General features: G+C 71.0%; 15 protein-coding genes and 1 tRNA gene. 6 read left to right on the top strand and 10 right to left on the bottom strand.

Annotated features, from left to right (window positions below):
* Positions 1-102: 102 nt before the first annotated feature.
* Genes DEJ03_RS04560 through DEJ03_RS04535 form a run of 6 tightly spaced genes read right to left on the bottom strand, consistent with a single transcriptional unit; the run spans position 103 to position 7,346 of the window.
* Positions 103-1,869: a serine/threonine-protein kinase gene (locus DEJ03_RS04560; protein WP_110863676.1), complete on the bottom strand. Its 1,767-nt coding sequence runs from the start codon at positions 1,867-1,869 to the stop codon at positions 103-105.
* A complete protein-coding gene (locus DEJ03_RS04555) occupies positions 1,866-3,320 on the bottom strand; it encodes a penicillin-binding protein 2 (protein ID WP_110863675.1) in 1,455 nt (484 codons plus the stop codon). Before DEJ03_RS04555 ends, DEJ03_RS04560 begins: the two co-directional genes overlap by 4 nt.
* The gene (locus tag DEJ03_RS04550) at positions 3,317-4,762 is read right to left on the bottom strand and encodes an FtsW/RodA/SpoVE family cell cycle protein (RefSeq protein ID WP_071404142.1); all 1,446 of its coding nucleotides are present in this window, start codon (positions 4,760-4,762) and stop codon (positions 3,317-3,319) included. The genes DEJ03_RS04555 and DEJ03_RS04550 overlap by 4 nt, the downstream gene beginning before the upstream one ends.
* Positions 4,759-6,111 (bottom strand): Stp1/IreP family PP2C-type Ser/Thr phosphatase, encoded by a 1,353-nt coding sequence (locus DEJ03_RS04545; protein ID WP_071404143.1) that lies wholly within the window; start codon positions 6,109-6,111, stop codon positions 4,759-4,761. The genes DEJ03_RS04550 and DEJ03_RS04545 overlap by 4 nt, the downstream gene beginning before the upstream one ends.
* A 6-nt stretch (positions 6,112-6,117) precedes the next feature.
* Positions 6,118-6,669 carry an FHA domain-containing protein gene (locus tag DEJ03_RS04540; RefSeq protein WP_071404144.1) on the bottom strand — a complete coding sequence of 184 codons (552 nt, stop codon included), beginning with the start codon at positions 6,667-6,669 and terminating at the stop codon, positions 6,118-6,120.
* Positions 6,666-7,346 carry a DUF3662 and FHA domain-containing protein gene (locus DEJ03_RS04535; RefSeq protein WP_110863674.1) on the bottom strand — a complete coding sequence of 227 codons (681 nt, stop codon included), beginning with the start codon at positions 7,344-7,346 and terminating at the stop codon, positions 6,666-6,668. The genes DEJ03_RS04540 and DEJ03_RS04535 overlap by 4 nt, the downstream gene beginning before the upstream one ends.
* Positions 7,347-7,432: 86 nt before the next feature.
* Here DEJ03_RS04535 and DEJ03_RS04530 point away from each other — a divergent pair.
* Positions 7,433-7,519 (top strand) — tRNA-Leu (locus DEJ03_RS04530).
* An 85-nt stretch (positions 7,520-7,604) separates the two neighbouring features.
* Here the strand turns inward: DEJ03_RS04530 and DEJ03_RS04525 are convergent.
* Entirely contained in the window at positions 7,605-8,084 is a 480-nt protein-coding gene (locus DEJ03_RS04525; protein ID WP_110863673.1) for a hypothetical protein, read from the bottom strand.
* 90 nt (positions 8,085-8,174) lie between these two features.
* On the opposite strand from DEJ03_RS04525, the gene DEJ03_RS04520 reads away from it, so the two are divergent.
* Complete coding sequence (locus DEJ03_RS04520) at positions 8,175-8,861, top strand: NUDIX domain-containing protein (protein WP_110863716.1); 687 nt, start codon at positions 8,175-8,177, stop codon at positions 8,859-8,861.
* Here DEJ03_RS04520 and DEJ03_RS04515 read toward each other — a convergent pair.
* Positions 8,844-9,461: a TetR/AcrR family transcriptional regulator gene (locus tag DEJ03_RS04515; RefSeq protein ID WP_181422604.1), complete on the bottom strand. Its 618-nt coding sequence runs from the start codon at positions 9,459-9,461 to the stop codon at positions 8,844-8,846. The genes DEJ03_RS04520 and DEJ03_RS04515 overlap by 18 nt on opposite strands.
* A 20-nt stretch (positions 9,462-9,481) precedes the next feature.
* Complete coding sequence (locus DEJ03_RS04510) at positions 9,482-11,017, bottom strand: PucR family transcriptional regulator (RefSeq protein WP_110863671.1); 1,536 nt, start codon at positions 11,015-11,017, stop codon at positions 9,482-9,484.
* A 92-nt stretch (positions 11,018-11,109) separates the two neighbouring features.
* On the opposite strand from DEJ03_RS04510, the gene gabT reads away from it, so the two are divergent.
* The 4 genes from gabT to DEJ03_RS17835 all read left to right on the top strand — a co-directional run bounded on the left by gabT (position 11,110) and on the right by DEJ03_RS17835 (position 15,629).
* Positions 11,110-12,471: a 4-aminobutyrate--2-oxoglutarate transaminase gene (gene gabT / locus DEJ03_RS04505; RefSeq protein WP_110863670.1), complete on the top strand. Its 1,362-nt coding sequence runs from the start codon at positions 11,110-11,112 to the stop codon at positions 12,469-12,471.
* A 68-nt stretch (positions 12,472-12,539) separates the two neighbouring features.
* On the top strand, positions 12,540-14,027 hold the full coding sequence (locus DEJ03_RS04500; protein ID WP_110863715.1) for an NAD-dependent succinate-semialdehyde dehydrogenase: 1,488 nt from the start codon (positions 12,540-12,542) through the stop codon (positions 14,025-14,027).
* The gene (locus tag DEJ03_RS04495) at positions 14,024-15,394 is read left to right on the top strand and encodes an NAD(P)/FAD-dependent oxidoreductase (RefSeq protein WP_110863669.1); all 1,371 of its coding nucleotides are present in this window, start codon (positions 14,024-14,026) and stop codon (positions 15,392-15,394) included. The genes DEJ03_RS04500 and DEJ03_RS04495 overlap by 4 nt, the downstream gene beginning before the upstream one ends.
* A gap of 76 nt (positions 15,395-15,470) precedes the next feature.
* Complete coding sequence (locus DEJ03_RS17835; RefSeq protein ID WP_155896911.1) at positions 15,471-15,629, top strand: hypothetical protein; 159 nt, start codon at positions 15,471-15,473, stop codon at positions 15,627-15,629.
* 325 nt (positions 15,630-15,954) lie between these two features.
* Here the strand turns inward: DEJ03_RS17835 and DEJ03_RS04490 are convergent, their stop codons facing one another.
* Positions 15,955-17,319, bottom strand: coding sequence for an NAD-dependent succinate-semialdehyde dehydrogenase (locus tag DEJ03_RS04490; RefSeq protein ID WP_110863668.1), 1,365 nt, complete (start codon positions 17,317-17,319; stop codon positions 15,955-15,957).

Raw genomic sequence — 17,319 nt, 5'->3', positions numbered from 1 at the left:
TCCGGGCTAGTGTACGGCAGCACCACCTGGTGAGACGCTGGTCGGGGATGGGTCGACCGAACCGTTACCGAACGGTGTCGACAGTCCCCTTCCGGGGGTCGTTCACAGGTCGTCTTGCGGGGTCTCGGTGGGGTTGATCCCGTCGTCCGGGTTCGTCGTCTCCTGGTCCGTGGGCTCGGTCCACTCGACCTGGGCGCCCGGCGAGGACTCGGAGACCACCGAGGAATCGGACTGCGGCGACTTGCAGGTCACCTTGTACGACAGGGTCACCTTGCCGTACTGGGCGCCGGCGACGGTCACCGCGGTACCGGAGGTGGAGCCGGAGCTGCTGCCGTTCGAGGGGACGGTGCCGTTGTCGATCGTGTACGTGTAGCTGACGTCCGAGTACCCGGCGGGGCAGCTCGTGTACGCGGGCCAGCTGAAGGTCACACGACCGGACTCGCTGACGGTCCCGCCGGTGGCACGCTCGGGCGCCGCTGCGGTCAGCACGTCGCCGAACGCCTTGACGGTGACGAGGGTCCCGGGGGCCAGACTGCCCTCGGGACTGAGCGACTCGACGGTGCCGACCTGGTCGGACGACGTCGCGTTCGACCCGGCGACGACCTCGGCCTGCAGGCCCCGGGCGCGGAGCTGGTTCGCGACCTGCTCGGCGTTCTGCCCCTGGTAGTCCGCCGCCGACACCGTGACGCGGGTCTCGGTCGGTTCGGGGGACGGGGTCTGCGTGGGCGTACGGGTCGCCTTCGGCGTGCTCGAGGACTTCGTGGGCTCGGGTTCCGGGGCGTTGTTCGCGTTCAGGGCGTACGCGGCGCCGGCGGCGATGGCGAGCACGACGACGATGCCGACGACCCACCAGATCCAGGCGCGCTTCTTCTTCGGTTCCTCGGGCTCGTCGGAGACGGGGGAGCGGGGGGTGCCTGGTCCGCCGGCCATCGCTCCGGCCTGGGTGCCGAGGAGTGCGGTCGCGGCGTCGTTCCCCTGGCCCTGCGGCGGGTTGAACGCGACGGTGCCGTTCTGCGCGATCGCGGGGACGGCCACGGTGGCCGCGGCGACGTCACCACGACGCAGCGCCTGTGCGGCGCGGGCGAGGTTCGCGGCCGTCGCGGGACGGTCGGCCGGCTTCTTCGCGATGCACGAGATGACCAGGGCCGAGACCGGCTCGGGGATGTCCCCGGGCAGCGGCGGCGGCTGCTCGTTGATGTGCGCCATCGCGATCGCGACCTGCGACTCACCGGTGAACGGACGACGACCCGCCAGGGCCTCGTACGCGACGATGCCGAGCGAGTAGATGTCGGTCGACGGCGATGCGGGGTGGCCGCTCGCCTGCTCGGGCGACAGGTACTGCACCGTGCCCATCACCTGACCGGTCGCGGTGAGCGGGACCTGGTCGGCGATGCGCGCGATGCCGAAGTCGGTGATCTTGACGCGGCCGTCGGGCGTGATGAGCAGGTTGCCGGGCTTGATGTCGCGGTGCACCAGGCCGACCGCGTGTGCGGCCTGCAGGGCGTTCGCGGTCTGCGCGACGATGTCGAGCACCTTGTCGACCGGGAGCGTGTGCTCGCGCTCGATCATGGTCGACAGGGCCTCGCCGGGGACGAGCTCCATCACGAGGTAGGCGCTGCCGTCCTCCTCGCCGTAGTCGAAGACGTTGGCGATGCCCTCGTGGTTGACGAGGGCGGCGTGCCGGGCCTCGGCGCGGAAGCGCTCGAGGAAGCCGGGGTCACCGAGGTACTCGTCCTTGAGGATCTTGAGTGCGACGGTTCGGCCGATGACGAGGTCGGTCGCCTGCCACACCTCGCCCATGCCGCCGATGGCGACCCGGGAGGAGAGCTGGTACCGCCCACCGAAGGTGAGTCCGCTGGTGGGTCTCATTTGTTCAGCACCGCCTCCATGACTTTCTTCGCGACCGGGGCCGCGACCGTGTTGCCGACTCCGGACTGCCCGAGCCCGCCGCCGTTGCCGACGACGACCGCGACGGCCACCTCCGGGTCCTTGGCGGGGGCGAACCCCGTGAACCAGAGCGTGTAGGGATCGCCGGTGCCACCTTCGGCCGTGCCGGTCTTGCCGGCGACGTCGACACCGTCGATCTTGGCATTGGTACCGGTCCCCGCGCTCACGACGCTCTGCATGGCCTCGGTGAGGTCAGCGGACTCGGAGGACGACAGCGGATCACTGTACTGCTTCGGGGAGAAGGACTCGACCGTCTTCAGGTCGCTCGTGGTGATCGAGTCGACGAGTGAGGGCTGCATGACCTTGCCGCCGTTCGCGATGCCGGCCGACACCATCGCCATCTGCAGCGGGGAGACCCGGACGCTCGCCTGGCCGAAGGCGCTCAGCATGAGCTGGGCCGTCGAGTCCACGTCGGGGTACTGGCTGGCGGTCGCCGCCATCGGTATCTCGATCGCGTCGCCGAAGCCGTACTTGTCGGCCATGCTCTTGATCGCGTCGTACCCGAGCTTCTGGCCGAGTTCGGCGAAGGGGATGTTGCACGAGTACTGGATCGCCGTGCGGAGCTTGACCTTGTCGCCGCCGCCGCAGGTGCCGCCCTCGGCGTTGTTGATGTACGAGCTCGTGCCCGGCAGCTGCAGTCGCGACGGGTTCGGGAACGTGGAGTCGAGGTTGTACTTGCCGCCCTCGAGTGCCGCCGAGGCCACCACGAGCTTGAACACCGATCCGGGGGTGTACAGGTCGCCGCCGATGGCACGGTTCTGCAGCGGAGCGGTGTCGGCCCCGAGCAGCGCGTCGTACTGCCGCTTGACCTCGGCCGTGTCGTGCGAGGTGAGCGAGTTCGGGTCGTAGCTCGGCTTCGACACCATCGCGAGGATCTTGCCGGTCTTCGGCTGGATCGCGACGACGGCGCCGCTGTTGGTGCCGAGCGCGTCGTACGCGGCCTGCTGCACGTCCGGGTCGATGGTCAGGTTGACGTTGTCGCCCTGGACGTCCTGGCCTGTGAGGATCGAGTTGAGGTTCTGGAAGAACGAGGCGTCCGAGTTGCCCGAGAGCACGGTGTTCTCCGCGCTCTCGATGCCGGTGTTGCCCTGCCCGATCGTGAAGTACCCGGTGACCGCGGAGTACAGGTCACCGTTCGTGTACTTGCGCTGGTACTGGTACTGGTCGTCCACCGGGGTCGACTCGGCGATCGGGCTGCCGTCGACGAGGATCGCGCCACGCTTGGTGGAGTAACTGTCCAAGATGGTTCGGGAGTTCCGGGAGTCGGCGCGCAACGAGTCGGCCGCGAAGAACTGGATCGACGTCGTCGACACGAAGAGTGCGACGAACATGAGCACGATGACGGTCGAGACACCGCGGAGCTGTCGGTTCATCGACGACGCTCCTTCCTGGTCGCGCGCGCAGACCGCCCGCTCGCGGCGGGGATCGCGCCCTGCTGGACGCGTTGTTCGGCTGGGATGGAATCGGTGAGTCGCAGCAGCATCGCGGCGATGATCCAGTTGGCGATGAGCGAGGAACCACCGGCGGCCATGAACGGCGTGGTCAGACCGGTCACCGGGATGATCCGGGTGATGCCACCGACGACGACGAACACCTGCAGGGCGATGATGAAGCCGAAGCCGACACCGAGCAGCTTGCCGAAGTCGTCCTGCGCCATGAACCCGACGCGGATGCCACGCGAGGCGAACACGATGAAGAGGGCGAGGATCGCGAAGACGCCGATCAGGCCGAGCTCTTCACCGAGCGACGCGACGATGTAGTCGGCGTTGGCGACCGGCGTGATGTACGGCCGGCCTTGCCCCAGCCCCGTGCCGGTGATCCCGCCGTTCGCGAAGCCGAACAGGCCCTGCACGAGCTGGTAGCTCGCCTGGGTGTCGCGGCTGAAGACCTCTTGGTTGAACGGGTCGAGCCACTGTTCGAAGCGACCGCGGACGTACTCCAGGACGCTCTGTGCGACGAGGGCTCCACCGATGAACAGCGTGAGACCGATCGCGACCCAGCTGATGCGTGCCGTGGCGACGTAGATCATCACCAGGAACAGGCCGAAGTAGAGCAGGGCGGTGCCGAGGTCGCGCTGGAACACGAGGACGGCCATCGCAGCGCCCCACATGACCAGGATCGGGCCGAGGTCACGGGCACGCGGGAACGTCATGCCGAGGAACTTCTTGCCGACGATCGACAGCGAGTCGCGGGCGGTGACGAGGTACCCGGCGAAGAACAGCGCCATGGTGATCTTCGCGAGCTCACCGGGCTGGAACGAGAACGGGCCGATCTTGATCCAGACCCGCGCGCCACCGATGTTCGTGCCGATGCCCGGCAGCATCGGCAGGAGCAGCAGGACGATCGTGAGCGCCATGAAGATGTACCGGTACCGCTGGAGGAACCGGTGGTTGCGGACGGCGACGAGCGTGATGATCGCCAGGACCATCGCGAGCATCGTCCAGACGATCTGCTTCACGCCGATGGCGTCCCAGCCGGACAGGCCGTTGTGGACGTCGATGCGGTAGATCTCGGCGATGCCGATGCCGTTCAGGACGAGCGCGATCGGCAGGATGAACGGGTCGGCGTTCTTCGCCACGACGCGCAGCACCACGTGCATGACCAGCGCGAGGCCGAGGATGCCACCGCCGACCCAGAGCACCGACTGGTCGAACAGCCGGCCCTTGGTGCCGAGCTGCACGAGCACCATCGCACCCGCGCAGATGCCGCACGCGATGACGAGCAGGAAGAGCTCGAGGTTCCGCGCGCGAGCGGGCTCCCGGAGCTTGATCGTGATCGCCTGGGTGAAGGACTGGGCGGCCGTGGCGTTGCTCATCGCGGGCTCCGCGTGGGGCTCGGCGACGGCGAACGGGTCGGCGAGGGCGACGGGGACGAGCTGGCGTCGCCGTCCCCACCGGTGCCGGCCTGGTCCTCACCGGTCGCGGCGGCCTTGCGCAGGCGCTCGACGATGTCACGGGCGTCGGAGAGTGACTGCGCGTTGATCGTCGAGCGGACGTTCTCGCGGGTGTAGTCCGGCAGCGACGAGACCGTGATGTCGCTGTCCTCGTACACGTCCGACAGCGCCAACGGCCCGATCGACTGCTGCACGCCCTTGTAGATCGCGACGGTGCCCCGGTCGGTGCCGACGTAGTAGTGGTCCTGCGTGATCCGCCAGCCGACGAACACCGCGCCGACGAGCACGGCGACCGCGACCACGAGCGCGACGGTCCAGGACACCCGACGACGGATGCGGCGTCGGCGGTCCTCGGCGATGAGCTCGGCGAAGAACTGGTCGGACTCCGGCTCGAAGTGCGAGTCCTCGGGCGCGGTGGTGACCTTGAGCGGGTGCAGCAGGATCGTGGGGAGACGGATCGGCTTGCGGCCGGTCGACGCCTCGAAGGTGAGCGGTGCCGCGGCGGAACCGACCGTGGTGGCCGCGTCGTCGTCGTCCTCGGGTTCGGTGTCCGTGACGTCCATCACCACGACGGTGACGTTGTCGGGGGCGCCGTGGTCGAGCGTCTCCTTCACCAGGCGCTGCGTGACCTGGTTGGCGTCCATGTTCGACGCCAGGGCGTGACGGATGCGCTCTTCGGCCAGGTACGAGGACAGGCCGTCGGAGCAGAGCAGCCAGCGGTCGCCCGGCTGGATGTCCATGATCGCCGTGTCGACCTCGGGTGCGGCGTCGACGTCGCCGAGCACGCGCATCAGCACGGAGCGACGCGGGTGGACCGCGGCTTCCTCCGGCGTGATCCGGCCGCTGTCGACCAGCCGCTGGACGAAGGTGTGGTCGGACGTGATCTGCTGCAGCTCGCCGTCGCGGTGACGGTAGATGCGGGAGTCGCCGATGTGCGCGATCGCGATCTGCTCGCCGACGCGGATCATCGCGGACACCGTGGTGCCCATGCCGGTGAGCTCCTGGTGCTCGAACACGGTCTCGGTGATCAGCTGGTTCGCCGCGATGAGCGCCGACTGCAGCGCGAACTCGGCGTCGTGCGCCGACGGGAACTCGCGGTCGACCTCGCGGATGCGTCGGATCGCGATCGCCGAGGCGACGTCACCGCCGGCGTGGCCGCCCATGCCGTCCGCCACCGCGAACAGGTGCGCCCCGGCGTAGCCGGAGTCCTGGTTGTTCGCGCGGATGCGCCCCACGTGGGACACAGCGGCGCTCAACGTGCGAGCGGTCATGCCGGGTTACCGCCGCAGCTCGAACGTCGTCGTCCCGATCGTGATGGGCGTGCCCTCTGCCACGAGGACGGGAGCGCTCACCTTCTGACCGTTGACGAAGGTGCCGTTCGTGGACTCGAGGTCGGTGAGGAGCCAGCCGTCGGCGCGGAGGTCGAGGCGGGCGTGGTTGGTCGAGGTGTAGTCGTCACGGATCACGACGTTCGACTCGCTCGAACGCCCGATCGTGATGGGGCCGCCACCCAGCGGCATCTCCATGCCCTCGCGCGCACCCTCGGTGATGACGAGTCGGGCCGCGGCCGGCGAGGCGGGCCGTTGCCCACTGCTCGGTTGACCGATCACGTCGGTGAAGGCACCGCTCGAGGCGGGCCCGGGGGCCGCTGCAGCGGGGACGGTGGGGGTGCTGGGCCCGGACGGCGCCGACTTGGGATCGGTCGGGATCGTGCGGACGCGCTGGCCGAAGAGATCGCTGCGCAGGGCGAACACGATCACGAAGACGAACAGCCAGAGCACCGCGAGGAACGCGAAGCGCAGGACGAGCAGGGTCAGGCCTGTGGTCATCGAGCACCTCCGTCGTTCTCCGGGATCACCCGGAACACCATACGGGTACGACCGATCTCGATGGTGGAGTCCGGCTCAACGATCGCCTGCTGGAAGTGCTGACCGTTCAGTTTCGAGCCGTTCGTGGAGCCGAGATCGGTGGCCTGGGCGTGCTTGCCGTCCCACAGCACCTCGACGTGCTTCCGGCTCGTCCCGGTGTCCGCGATGGTGATGTCCGCGTCGCTGCCGCGCCCGATCACCGTGCGTCCGCGGTGCAGTCGGTGTCGCTGCGAGCCGATGTCGAGCACCGGGATCCAGGCGACGTCGCGCTGCACGGTGGTGGAGTCGACCTGCAGGATGCCCGTCGAGAGCGTGCCGTCCTGCTGGAGCCGGATGGTGACCGGGCCGGAGAACGAGTAGTTCTGCGCGACGGCGTGTTGGTGCACCATCTGGGTCAGTTCGTCGATGAGCGGGCGACCGACGTCGTTCATGCGCGTGAAGTCCGGCGGTGCCAGGCGCACGGTGAACTCGTTCGGCACGAGGATGCGCTCGCGGGAGACCACCGCGGCCTTCGTGTCGAGCTCGCGCCGCAGGGCGCTCGAGATCTCGACGGGCTGCACCCCGGAGCGGAAGGTCTTCGCGAACGCGCCGTTGACGGCGCGTTCCAACCCTCGCTCGAAGTTGTCCAGCAGGCCCATGCGTCTCCCGTGTCGTCGGTCGTCAACCACTGCATGGTAGTGGTTGGCGTTGACACCCGTCTGTGCGTGGTAGTGTTTCGGGGCTGGCGCGAGTGGCGGAATTGGTAGACGCGCACGGTTCAGGTCCGTGTGCTGGAAACGGCGTGGGGGTTCAAGTCCCCCCTCGCGCACCAGGCGAAACAGGAAAGGCCCCGGAGGAATCCGGGGCCTTTCCTGTTTCTCGGGCCGGGCCGGGGACGGCCGTCGACGCGTCCGGCCTCAGCCCCGGTCGGCGTCCGTCGTGTGGTCGGCATCCGGCCTGGAGGCACGGCTCGGCCCCGACACGCCGGTTCCGCCGAACCCGTGGTCGGCTCTCCGGGCCTGCTGCGGGGCGAAGAACGGGCGCGCGCTGGGCAGGAACAGCAGGACCGCGGCGACGACCGACAGCGCGATCGTCAGGACCGCGAGTTCGCCGCCGGTGACGCTCAGGAGCGCACGGAAGGCCGCGACGACGACGAGCACGATGCGCGCGACGCGGGAGCCCGCGGCCATCCGGAACACCGCCCACGTCACCAGGGCCCAGAGCACCAGGGCGACGATCCCGGCGAGGACCGGCGCCTGGCCGACCGCCGCGTCCGTCGCGAAGAACTGGAGCACCGTGGCGGCGACGCAGGCTGCCACCCACACCAACCACAGCACGAAGGACACGGTGACCACCTGCGGTCGGTCCGGTCGTCGGAGGATGAACGTCCTGGTCATGCTGCACCGTCCTCTGCCGCTCCCTGGTGCGGCACGTCGAGCGTACCGAGCGGACGGAGTCCTGCCGAGGTGCCCCGCTACGGTGACCGGGTGACCGACGAACGCACCACCGTCCAGCGTCCCGGAGTGGACGTCCCCGACGACCGTGGTCGGACGGGCCTCGACGCCGTGGGCCGTGCCCTCGACCGCAACCCGGACGTCGTCGTGCGGGACGTCGAGGTGGTGTCGAACGGGTGGCACGTGCTCCGCCGCACGACCCTCGACGTCCGGCGCCGTGACGGTCGGTGGGACCGGCAGCAGCGCGAGACCTACGACCGCGGGAACGGTGCGAAGGTCCTGCCGTACGACGCCGAGCGCGGCACCGTCCTGCTCACGCGGCAGTTCCGGTGGCCCGCGTACGTGAACGGACACCCGGACGGCATGCTGATCGAGGCCGCGGCGGGACTGCTCGACGAGGACGACCCCGAGACCGCGGTCCGGCGTGAAGCCGCCGAGGAGCTCGGCATCCGGCTCGGCGCGCTCGAGCACCTGGGCGACGTGTTCATGAGCCCCGGTTCGGTCACCGAGCGGGTCCACTTCTACCTCGGCGCGTACACGCCGACCGACCGGGTCGAGGCCGGGGGCGGCATCGAGGACGAGGGCGAGGACATCGAGGTGCTCGAGGTGCCGCTCGACGAGGCGCTCGCGATGGTGGCGGACGGTCGGATCGCCGACGGCAAGACGATCATGCTGCTGCAGTGGGTGGCGCTGCGCCGGGTGTCACCCCGACAGGGCTGACCCGTCCAGGCCCACCGCTCGCGCGACCGTCGCGCGGACCAGGCCCTCGCGGGTCGGGCGGTCGAGGTAGTCGACCAGGGCGTACCCGTTGGTGGCGTCGACGAGCGCGAAGAGCAGGCGTCCGACGCCGTCCGGGTCGTCGGTGTGCAGCACCCCCGCGCGCACGCCGTCGACGACGACGGTGGTCGCGAGGAGCTGCCAGTCGTCCATGACGTCCCGTGCCGCGGTCGCCAGTGCCGCGTTCGTGCGGCCGATGCTCCACGCGTCGGCCCACAGGGTGGCGACGTCGTCGCGGGCGGGGTCGGCGATGCAGCCGAGCAGGGTGCTGAGGCCGGAGACGGGGTCGGGCGAAGCGGCGACGATCGCGCGGACCTCGGCGACCTCGGCGTCCGCGACGGTGCGGAACGTCTCGCCGACCAGGTCCTCCATGCTCGGGCGGTAGTGGGCGACGAGCGAGGGCGCGACCCCGATCACGGCGGCGACCCCGCGGAGCGTCACCGCCGCGAGGCCCTCGGCTCGCGCCAGTTCGACGGCGGCTGCCGTGATCTGGGATCCGCGTTCGGCCGGGCTCAGGCGCCGGCGGGCCGGTGTCGACGGCATCGTCCCACCGTATCCGCGCATCAGGCGCCCTCGACCACGAAGGCTGCCCAGAGGTCGGCCCGGGTCGAGAAGACGGAGAGGTCACGGTCGAGGAGCCGACCGGCGTGCTCCACCCGGGCGCGGGCGGTGTGCCGGTGGATGCCGAGGACCCGTGCGGTGCGGTCGTACTCGCAGTTCTCCTGCAGCCAGGTCCGGACGGTGCCCGTGAGCTCGGTGCCGGCGGTGCGGTCGTGGTCGAGCAGTGGCGCGAGGAAGGCGCGGGCGACGGCACCGGCGTCCACGTCGACGTGGGCGAGGTGGGCGAGCACCCCCTCTCGTGCGAGGTCGCCGAACTCGGTGGTGCCCGGGCGTCCTTCACGACGTCGGTCGAGTGCCTGCACGGCCTCGGTGCGGGCGCGCCCGAACGACCGGTACGCCGCGCCGTCGGACAGGCCGGCGCGCAGGTCGAAGCGGTCGACGAGTTCGGCGACGATCCCGGTGTCGTCTGCGTTCACGCAGAGGAACAGGGCGTCGTCGACCGCGAAGAACAGGTGGCCCGGCCGGTCCTGCACCCACAGTTCGAGCAGGTCCACCACGGTGTCGAGGTCGTGGTCGGGGACGTCGACAGCGGCGATCCGGACGGGTTCGGCGGGCAGCGGCCCCCACACCTCACGTGACGTCGCCTGCACCACCTCGGGTTCGCCGACGGACAGCATCGTGAGGAGTCCGGTCCGCAGGAGTCCGCGGGCACGGGCGAGCTCGCGGTTCTGCTGCAGGGCGAGGCCGGCCAGAGCGATGACGGCCGTGACGACCTCGCGTCCGGCCCGGTCGAGTGCTCCGCCGTTCGCGATCGCCAGCACGCCGCTCAGGTGCCCGCCGCTGCCGAGCGTCTGCAGGGTGTACCCGACGCCGCGGTCCGTGGCGACCGGCAGGCTGGCCCGCTGCCCGGAGCGCAGCAGCCGCAGCGCCTCGGTGCGCAGGAGGTCGAGGTCGGCAGCGGGCAGCCCGTCGGCGGGGTGGCCGCGGTCGAGCCGACCGGAGACGTCGAACAGGCCGACCCACCCGTCGAGCTGGCGGGAGAGCTCGGCGATGGTCGCGCCGAGTCCGTCCGGTCGCATCGCGGCGAGGGAGATGGCGCGCTGCGCGGCGAGGGCCCAGGCGCCGCGCGCGTTGGCGTCCCGCGCGACCGCTTCGGCGTTGGCCTGCGCGACCGCGATGAAGGAGGTCTCGTAGGGGACCTCGAACAGCGGCAGTCCGTGCCGACTGCAGGCGGTGACCAGGGCGTCGGGGGTGCCGGCGCGGACGACCTCGGTGCCGAACCCGAGTGCCACGACACCGCGGTCCACGAGCCGGCGGACGTAGGCCTCGGCGACGTCGTCGCGCACGTCGACCTCGGCACCGAACTGCGTGCCGGTCGTGAGCAGCCCCTGTCCCTCGGCGAGGAACGGCGTCGGGTCCTCGAGGTCCGAGCTGTGCAGCCAGGACAGCGGGGCATCGAGGGAGTGCTCGTCCGCGTCCGTGAGTGGGCGCAGGTGGAGTTCACGCCGGTGCAGCAGGGAGCGCAGCGTTGCGGGCATGCCGTCACCCTATCCACCGGGTCGATCCGCCTGGGGGTCGATGTACGCCGTGGACAGTACGAGTGTGCGGTGGTGGCTCCTACCATCGCGGCATGTCCTCCACCGCAGCGTCCGCGACCCGAGCGACCACCGGCGGCCCGTCGCTGCCCCAGGAACGACGGCTCGTCACCGCCGTCCCGGGTCCGCGATCGCAGGAGCTGCTCGCCCGGAAGGCCGGCGCCGTCGCGGCCGGGGTCGGCGTCGCCGTGCCCATCGCGGTCGTCGCGGCCGGTGGCGGCGTGGTGGTCGACGCCGACGGCAACTCGTTCGTCGACCTCGGGTCCGGGATCGCCGTGACGTCGGTGGGCAACGCCCACCCCGGCGTGGTCGCCGCCGTCACCGAGCAGGTCGCGGCCTTCACGCACACGTGCTTCACCATCGCCGCCTACGACGGGTACGTCGCCGTCGCCGAGGCGCTCAACCGTCTGACCCCCGGCGACCACGAGAAGCGGACGGCGCTGTTCAACTCCGGGGCCGAGGCCGTCGAGAACGCCGTCAAGATCGCCCGGAAGCACACCGGTCGGCAGGCCGTCGTCGTCTTCGACCACGCCTACCACGGCCGCACGAACCTGACGATGGCGCTGACCGCGAAGAACCAGCCCTACAAGGACGGCTTCGGGCCGTTCGCACCCGAGGTCTACCGCGTCCCGATGTCGTACCCGTTCCACGACGGGCTGTCGGGGCCCGAAGCGGCGAAGCGTGCGATCAGCCAGATCGAGAAGCAGGTCGGCGCCGAGAACACCGCCGCGGTCCTGATCGAACCGATCCAGGGCGAGGGCGGCTTCGTCGTCCCGGCACCGGGGTTCCTGACCGCGCTGTCCGAGTGGACCACCGCCAACGGCGTCGTGTTCATCGCCGACGAGGTGCAGACCGGGTTCGCCCGCACCGGGGCGATGTTCGCCAGCGAGCACGAGGGGATCGTGCCCGACGTCGTCACGACCGCCAAGGGCATGGCCGGCGGACTCCCGCTGTCCGGCGTGACCGGGCGTGCGGCGATCATGGACTCCGCCCACGTCGGTGGCCTCGGCGGGACGTACGGCGGCAACCCGATCGCCTGCGCCGCAGCCCTCGCGGCCATCGACGCCTTCGAGCACGACGGACTCGTCGAGCGCGCCGGAGCCATCGGCACGGTCCTGCTCGACGCCCTGCGCAGCGCCCAGGCCGACGACCCCCGCATCGGCGACGTCCGCGGCCGCGGTGCCATGGTCGCGATGGAGCTCGTCGACCCCGCCACCGGCGATCCCGACCCCGGGCTCACGGGACGGGTGGTGCGGTACGCGTTCGAGCACGGCGTCATCGCCCTCACGGCCGGCACGTACGGCAACGTCGTGCGCTTCCTGCCGCCGCTGTCGATCGACGACGACCTGCTCCGCGACGGCCTGACCGTCGTCCTCGACGGGCTGGCCGCGTCGTGAGCGCGACCATCCCCACGACAGCCTGGCCCAGCGTCCCCGACGCCACCGGACCAGCCGCCGAACAGGCGGTGCTCGACCGCGTCCCCACGGGCCTCCTGGTCGACGGTGTCTGGCAGCCGGCGGCCGACGACGCGACCTTCGCCGTCGTCGACCCTGCGACCGGCGAAACACTCCTGCACATCGCCGACGCCTCACCCGAGGACGGCCGGAAGGCGCTCGACGCCGCCGTCGCCGCACGGCACGGCTGGGCGACCACGCCCCCGCGGCAGCGCGCCGAGGTGCTGCGCCGCGCGTTCGACCTGCTGCAGGAGCGACGCGAGGAGTTCGCGCTCCTGATGACGCTGGAGATGGGCAAGCCCCTGGCCGAGGCCCGCGGCGAGGTCGCGTACGGCGGCGAGTTCCTCCGCTGGTTCTCGGAGGAAGCGGTCCGGATCGGAGGTTCGTACGGCACCAACCCCGAGGGGACCGGCCGCGCCACCGTCGCGCACAAGCCCGTCGGACCCGCGTTCCTGATCACGCCGTGGAACTTCCCGTTGGCGATGGCGACCCGCAAGATCGCTCCGGCGCTCGCCGCCGGCTGCACCGTCGTCGTGAAGCCGGCCGAACTGACGCCGCTGACCACCCTGCTGTTCGCCGACCTGCTCGTCGAGGCCGGCGTGCCCGCCGGCGTCGTCAACGTCGTCCCGACCACGCACGCCGCCGACGTCTCCGCGCCCGTGATCGCCGACCGCCGCCTGCGGAAGCTGTCTTTCACCGGTTCGACGCCGGTCGGACGGACGCTGCTCGGCCAGGCGGCGCAGAACGTGCTCCGGACGAGCATGGAGCTCGGGGGCAACGCCCCGTTCCTGGTGTTCGCCGACGCCGACCTCGACCTGGCGGTGGAGGGCGCGCTCGCCGCGAAGTTCCGGAACACCGGCCAGGCATGCACCGCCGCGAACCGGTTCCTGGTGCACGAGGACGTCGCCGACGAGTTCACGCGCCGGGTCACCGAACGGGTCGCCGCGATGCGGGTCGGTCGGGGGACCGAGGACGGCGTCGCCATCGGGCCGCTCATCGACGCCCGCGCCGTGGACAAGGCGCACCGCCTGGTCACCGACGCGGTCGACCGCGGGGCGACGGTCCGGACCGGCGGGCACCCGGTCGACGGGCCCGGCACCTTCTACGCGCCGACCGTCCTGACCGACGTGCAGCCGGGCAGCGCGATCCTCGACGACGAGATCTTCGGGCCCGTGCTCGCGATCCGCACGTTCCGCTCCGAGGACGAGGCCGTGGCCGCCGCGAACGACACCGAGTACGGTCTGGTCGGCTACGCGTTCACCGAGGACCCGGCACGCGGGCAGCGCCTGATGGAGCGGCTCGAGACGGGCATGCTGGGGCTGAACACCGGGGTCGTGTCGAACGCCTCGGCACCGTTCGGCGGCGTGAAGCAGTCCGGCCTCGGTCGCGAGGGCGGCGGCGAGGGCATCGCCGAGTACCTCGAGACCATGTACACGCTCACCCCGGACCCGTTCCGGCACACCGACAGCACCACGACCGCACAAGGAGCAGCTCGATGATCGAGAAGGACGTCGTCGTCATCGGAGCCGGTGTCGCCGGTCTCACCGCCGCGAACCGCCTGCGGGCTGCCGGCCTGCGGGTCGCCGTGCTCGAGGCCCGCGACCGCGTGGGGGGCCGCACCTGGACGAACGACATCGACGGGGTGACCCTGGAGATCGGCGGGCAGTGGGTCTCGCCCGACCAGACCGCACTGCTCGAGACCCTCGACGAGCTCGGCCTGCAGACGTACGACCGGTACCGCGAGGGCTCCAGCGTCTACGTCGACGCCGACGGCACCCGGACCGAGTACACCGGCGACATCTTCCCCCTGCCCGAGGCCACGGCGAACGAGATCGAACGGCTCGTCGCCGTCGTCGACGAGTACGTCGCGAAGGTCGACCCGGCGCGCCCCTGGGAGACCCCGGACGCAGCCGCCCTCGACGAGGTCTCGTTCCGCGCCTGGCTGCACGACCTCAGCCCGGACCGGGTCGCGACCGACAACGTCGAGCTGTTCATCGCCGGCGCCATGCTCACGAAGCCCGCGCACGCGTTCTCGGCGCTGCAGGCCCTGCTGATGGCGGCGTCCGCGGGCAGCTTCACCAACCTGGTCGACGCCGACTTCATCCTCGACAAGCGGGTCGTCGGCGGCATGCAGCAGGTGTCCGAACGGCTCGCCGAGCGCCTCGGCGACGACGTGCACCTGAACGCGCCGGTCCGGACGCTGCGCTGGGGCGACGACGGGGTCGTCGCGCTCGCCGACGGCGGGATCGAGGTGCACGCCCGACAGGCACTCGTCGCGGTCCCGCCGCCCCTGTACTCGCGGATCTCGTACGAGCCGCCGCTGCCCCGACGCCAGCACCAGCTGCACCAGCACCTGTCGATGGGCTTCGTGATCAAGGTGCACGCCGTCTACGACCGTCCCTTCTGGCGTGCGGCGGGCCTGTCCGGCACCGCGTTCAGCCCGTACGAGGTCGTGCACGAGGCGTACGACAACACCTCGCACGGTTCCGAGCAGGGGACCCTGGTCGGGTTCGTCTCCGACCAGCACGCCGACGACCTGTTCGCGCTGCCGACCGAGGAACGGCGAGCCCGGGTGCTCGCCTCGCTGGCGCACTACTACGGTGACGAGGCCCTGTCGCCGGTCGTCTACTACGAGAGCGACTGGGGCACCGAGGAGTGGACGCGCGGCGCCTACGCGGCGAGCTTCGACCTGGGCGGGCTCGTCCGCTACGGCGCCGACCAGCGTGCCGCGGTCGGTCCGATCCGCTTCGCCTCGAGCGACCTGGCCGGGCAGGGCTACCAGCACGTCGACGGTGCCGTGCGCATCGGTCGCGAGGTCGCCGAGGAGATCCTGGCGGTCGTTCCACAGGCCGCTGCGACGCGGTAACCACCTCGGTGGGTCACGGCTGGGTGACCTGTCCAGGTACTGACGTACCCAGGCGCTCGCGCGTACCGTCCGGGCCATGAGTGACGCAGCGAACGGGTCCAGCGACCCCACCAAGGACCAGGAGCAGTACACCGAGGACCTGCCGGACGGGTCGCCCACGGGCGACGCGACGGAGGACCCGCAGCAGGACAGCGACACGGACTCCGGCGGCGAGCCCGCCGACCCGCAGCAGTAGCGGCGACCGCACGGCGGCGCGGTGGTGCGGCGGCGTGAGACGCCGGCGTGTTCGCTCGACGCCTCCACGTCAGCGAGACGCCGCCGGATCCGGCGGCGTCTCGCGCGTTCCGCGGCGTCGAAGCGTGACGACGGCGTCTTCCGGTGGCGACGTGGGAGCGGCGACCGACGAGCGGACGGGAGGCGCGGTGCCAGCTGGCACCGCGCCTCCCGTCCGTCGTGGGTCCGGCTGCAACACACCGGCGTCTTGATCGGACGCCGTCCCGTCGGCGAGACGCCGCCATGTTCGGCGGCGTCTGGCGGAGACGCCGGCGTCTCCGCGCCGGTCAGCCGATGCGGATCAGCTTCTTGTTCACGAACTCGTCGGCCCCCAGGGGGCCGAGCTCGCGGCCGAAGCCGCTGCCCTTGACGCCACCGAACGGCAGCTCCGGGCTGTCCGCGCCGACGATGTTCACGTAGACCATGCCGGCCTCGATCCGGTCGGCGACCCGGAGTGCCTGGTCGGCGTCGGTGGTGAACAGGTACGAACCGAGGCCGTACGGGGTGTCGTTGGCCAGGGCGATCGCCTCGTCCTCGTCGGCGACGCGGTACACGGTGGCGACGGGGCCGAAGAACTCCTCGCGGTAGGCGTCGTTGTCCGGCGTGACGTCGGTCAGGATCGTCGGCAGGAAGGCGTTGCCCTGGCGGTCGCCGCCCGTGACGACGGTCGCACCCTGCTCGACGGCGGACGCGAGCTGTTCCTGCAGCCGATCGGCTGCGGCCGGGGACGACAACGGACCGAGTTCGGCACCGGGCACGCTCGGATCCGTCGGTGCGACCGCAGACATCGCAGCGGTGAACTTCGCCAGGAACTCGTCGTACAGGCCGTCGACCACCAGGAACCGCTTCGGGGCGTTGCAGACCTGGCCGTTGCCCTCGAGCCGGGTGGTGACGGCGGACTCGACGACGGCGTCCAGGTCGTCGGTGGACAGCACGATGAAGGGGTCGGAGCCGCCCAGTTCGAGCACCACCTTCGTCAGGTTCCGGCCGGCGATCTCGGCGACCGCGGCACCGGCGCGCGCCGAACCGGTGAGCGAGACACCCTGCACGCGCGGGTCGGCGATGACGTCGGCGACCTGGTCGTTCGTCGCGAACACGTTCGTGTAGGCCCCGGCCGGGAAGCCGGCGTCGTGGAAGATCCGCTCGATGGCCAGGGCGGACTCCGGGCACTGCGGTGCGTGCTTCAGCAGGACGGTGTTGCCGATGACCAGGTTCGGTCCGGCGAACCGGGCGATCTGGTAGGCGGGGAAGTTCCACGGCATGATGCCGAGCACGACGCCGATGGAGGCCTTGCGGATGAACGCGGACCCCTCGGACCCGTCCGCCAGGGTGATCGGCTGGTCCGCCAGGAACTCCGACGCATGATCCGCGTAGTAGTCGTAGATGTCGGCGCAGAAGTCGACCTCGCCCTCGGCCTGGTCGATCGGCTTCGCCATCTCGCGCACGATCGTGGCGGCGAGCTCGGCGTGCCGCTCCCGGTACAGGTCCGCGACCCGGTGGAGCAGGGCTGCACGGTCGGAGACCGTCGTCGTCCGTGACCACTCGGTGTGCGTGTGGTCGGCGACTGCGACGGCATCGTGCAGCTCGGCGTCCGTGATGGTCGGGTAGGTCTCGAGGGTCGTGCCCGTGGTGGGGTCGGTGACGGCGTACAT

It is taken from the genome of Curtobacterium sp. MCLR17_043, assembly GCF_003224215.1.
Taxonomy (GTDB): domain Bacteria; phylum Actinomycetota; class Actinomycetes; order Actinomycetales; family Microbacteriaceae; genus Curtobacterium; species Curtobacterium flaccumfaciens.
The sequence above is the reverse complement of the archived record's forward strand: the minus strand, read 5'-3'. Positions and strand labels throughout refer to the sequence as shown.

What these genes read in the sequence shown, in the direction of transcription:
- DEJ03_RS04515 (WP_181422604.1), bottom strand. Translation starts at nt 9,461, where the DNA reads ATGCCGTCGACACCGGCCCGCCGGCGCCTGAGCCCGGCCGAACGCGGA.
- DEJ03_RS04550 (WP_071404142.1), bottom strand. Translation starts at nt 4,762, where the DNA reads ATGAGCAACGCCACGGCCGCCCAGTCCTTCACCCAGGCGATCACGATC.
- DEJ03_RS17835 (WP_155896911.1), top strand. Translation starts at nt 15,471, where the DNA reads ATGAGTGACGCAGCGAACGGGTCCAGCGACCCCACCAAGGACCAGGAG.
- DEJ03_RS04540 (WP_071404144.1), bottom strand. Translation starts at nt 6,669, where the DNA reads ATGACCACAGGCCTGACCCTGCTCGTCCTGCGCTTCGCGTTCCTCGCG.
- DEJ03_RS04545 (WP_071404143.1), bottom strand. Translation starts at nt 6,111, where the DNA reads ATGACCGCTCGCACGTTGAGCGCCGCTGTGTCCCACGTGGGGCGCATC.
- DEJ03_RS04535 (WP_110863674.1), bottom strand. Translation starts at nt 7,346, where the DNA reads ATGGGCCTGCTGGACAACTTCGAGCGAGGGTTGGAACGCGCCGTCAAC.
- DEJ03_RS04510 (WP_110863671.1), bottom strand. Translation starts at nt 11,017, where the DNA reads ATGCCCGCAACGCTGCGCTCCCTGCTGCACCGGCGTGAACTCCACCTG.
- DEJ03_RS04525 (WP_110863673.1), bottom strand. Translation starts at nt 8,084, where the DNA reads ATGACCAGGACGTTCATCCTCCGACGACCGGACCGACCGCAGGTGGTC.
- gabT (WP_110863670.1), top strand. Translation starts at nt 11,110, where the DNA reads ATGTCCTCCACCGCAGCGTCCGCGACCCGAGCGACCACCGGCGGCCCG.
- DEJ03_RS04490 (WP_110863668.1), bottom strand. Translation starts at nt 17,319, where the DNA reads ATGTACGCCGTCACCGACCCCACCACGGGCACGACCCTCGAGACCTAC.
- DEJ03_RS04560 (WP_110863676.1), bottom strand. Translation starts at nt 1,869, where the DNA reads ATGAGACCCACCAGCGGACTCACCTTCGGTGGGCGGTACCAGCTCTCC.
- DEJ03_RS04495 (WP_110863669.1), top strand. Translation starts at nt 14,024, where the DNA reads ATGATCGAGAAGGACGTCGTCGTCATCGGAGCCGGTGTCGCCGGTCTC.
- DEJ03_RS04555 (WP_110863675.1), bottom strand. Translation starts at nt 3,320, where the DNA reads ATGAACCGACAGCTCCGCGGTGTCTCGACCGTCATCGTGCTCATGTTC.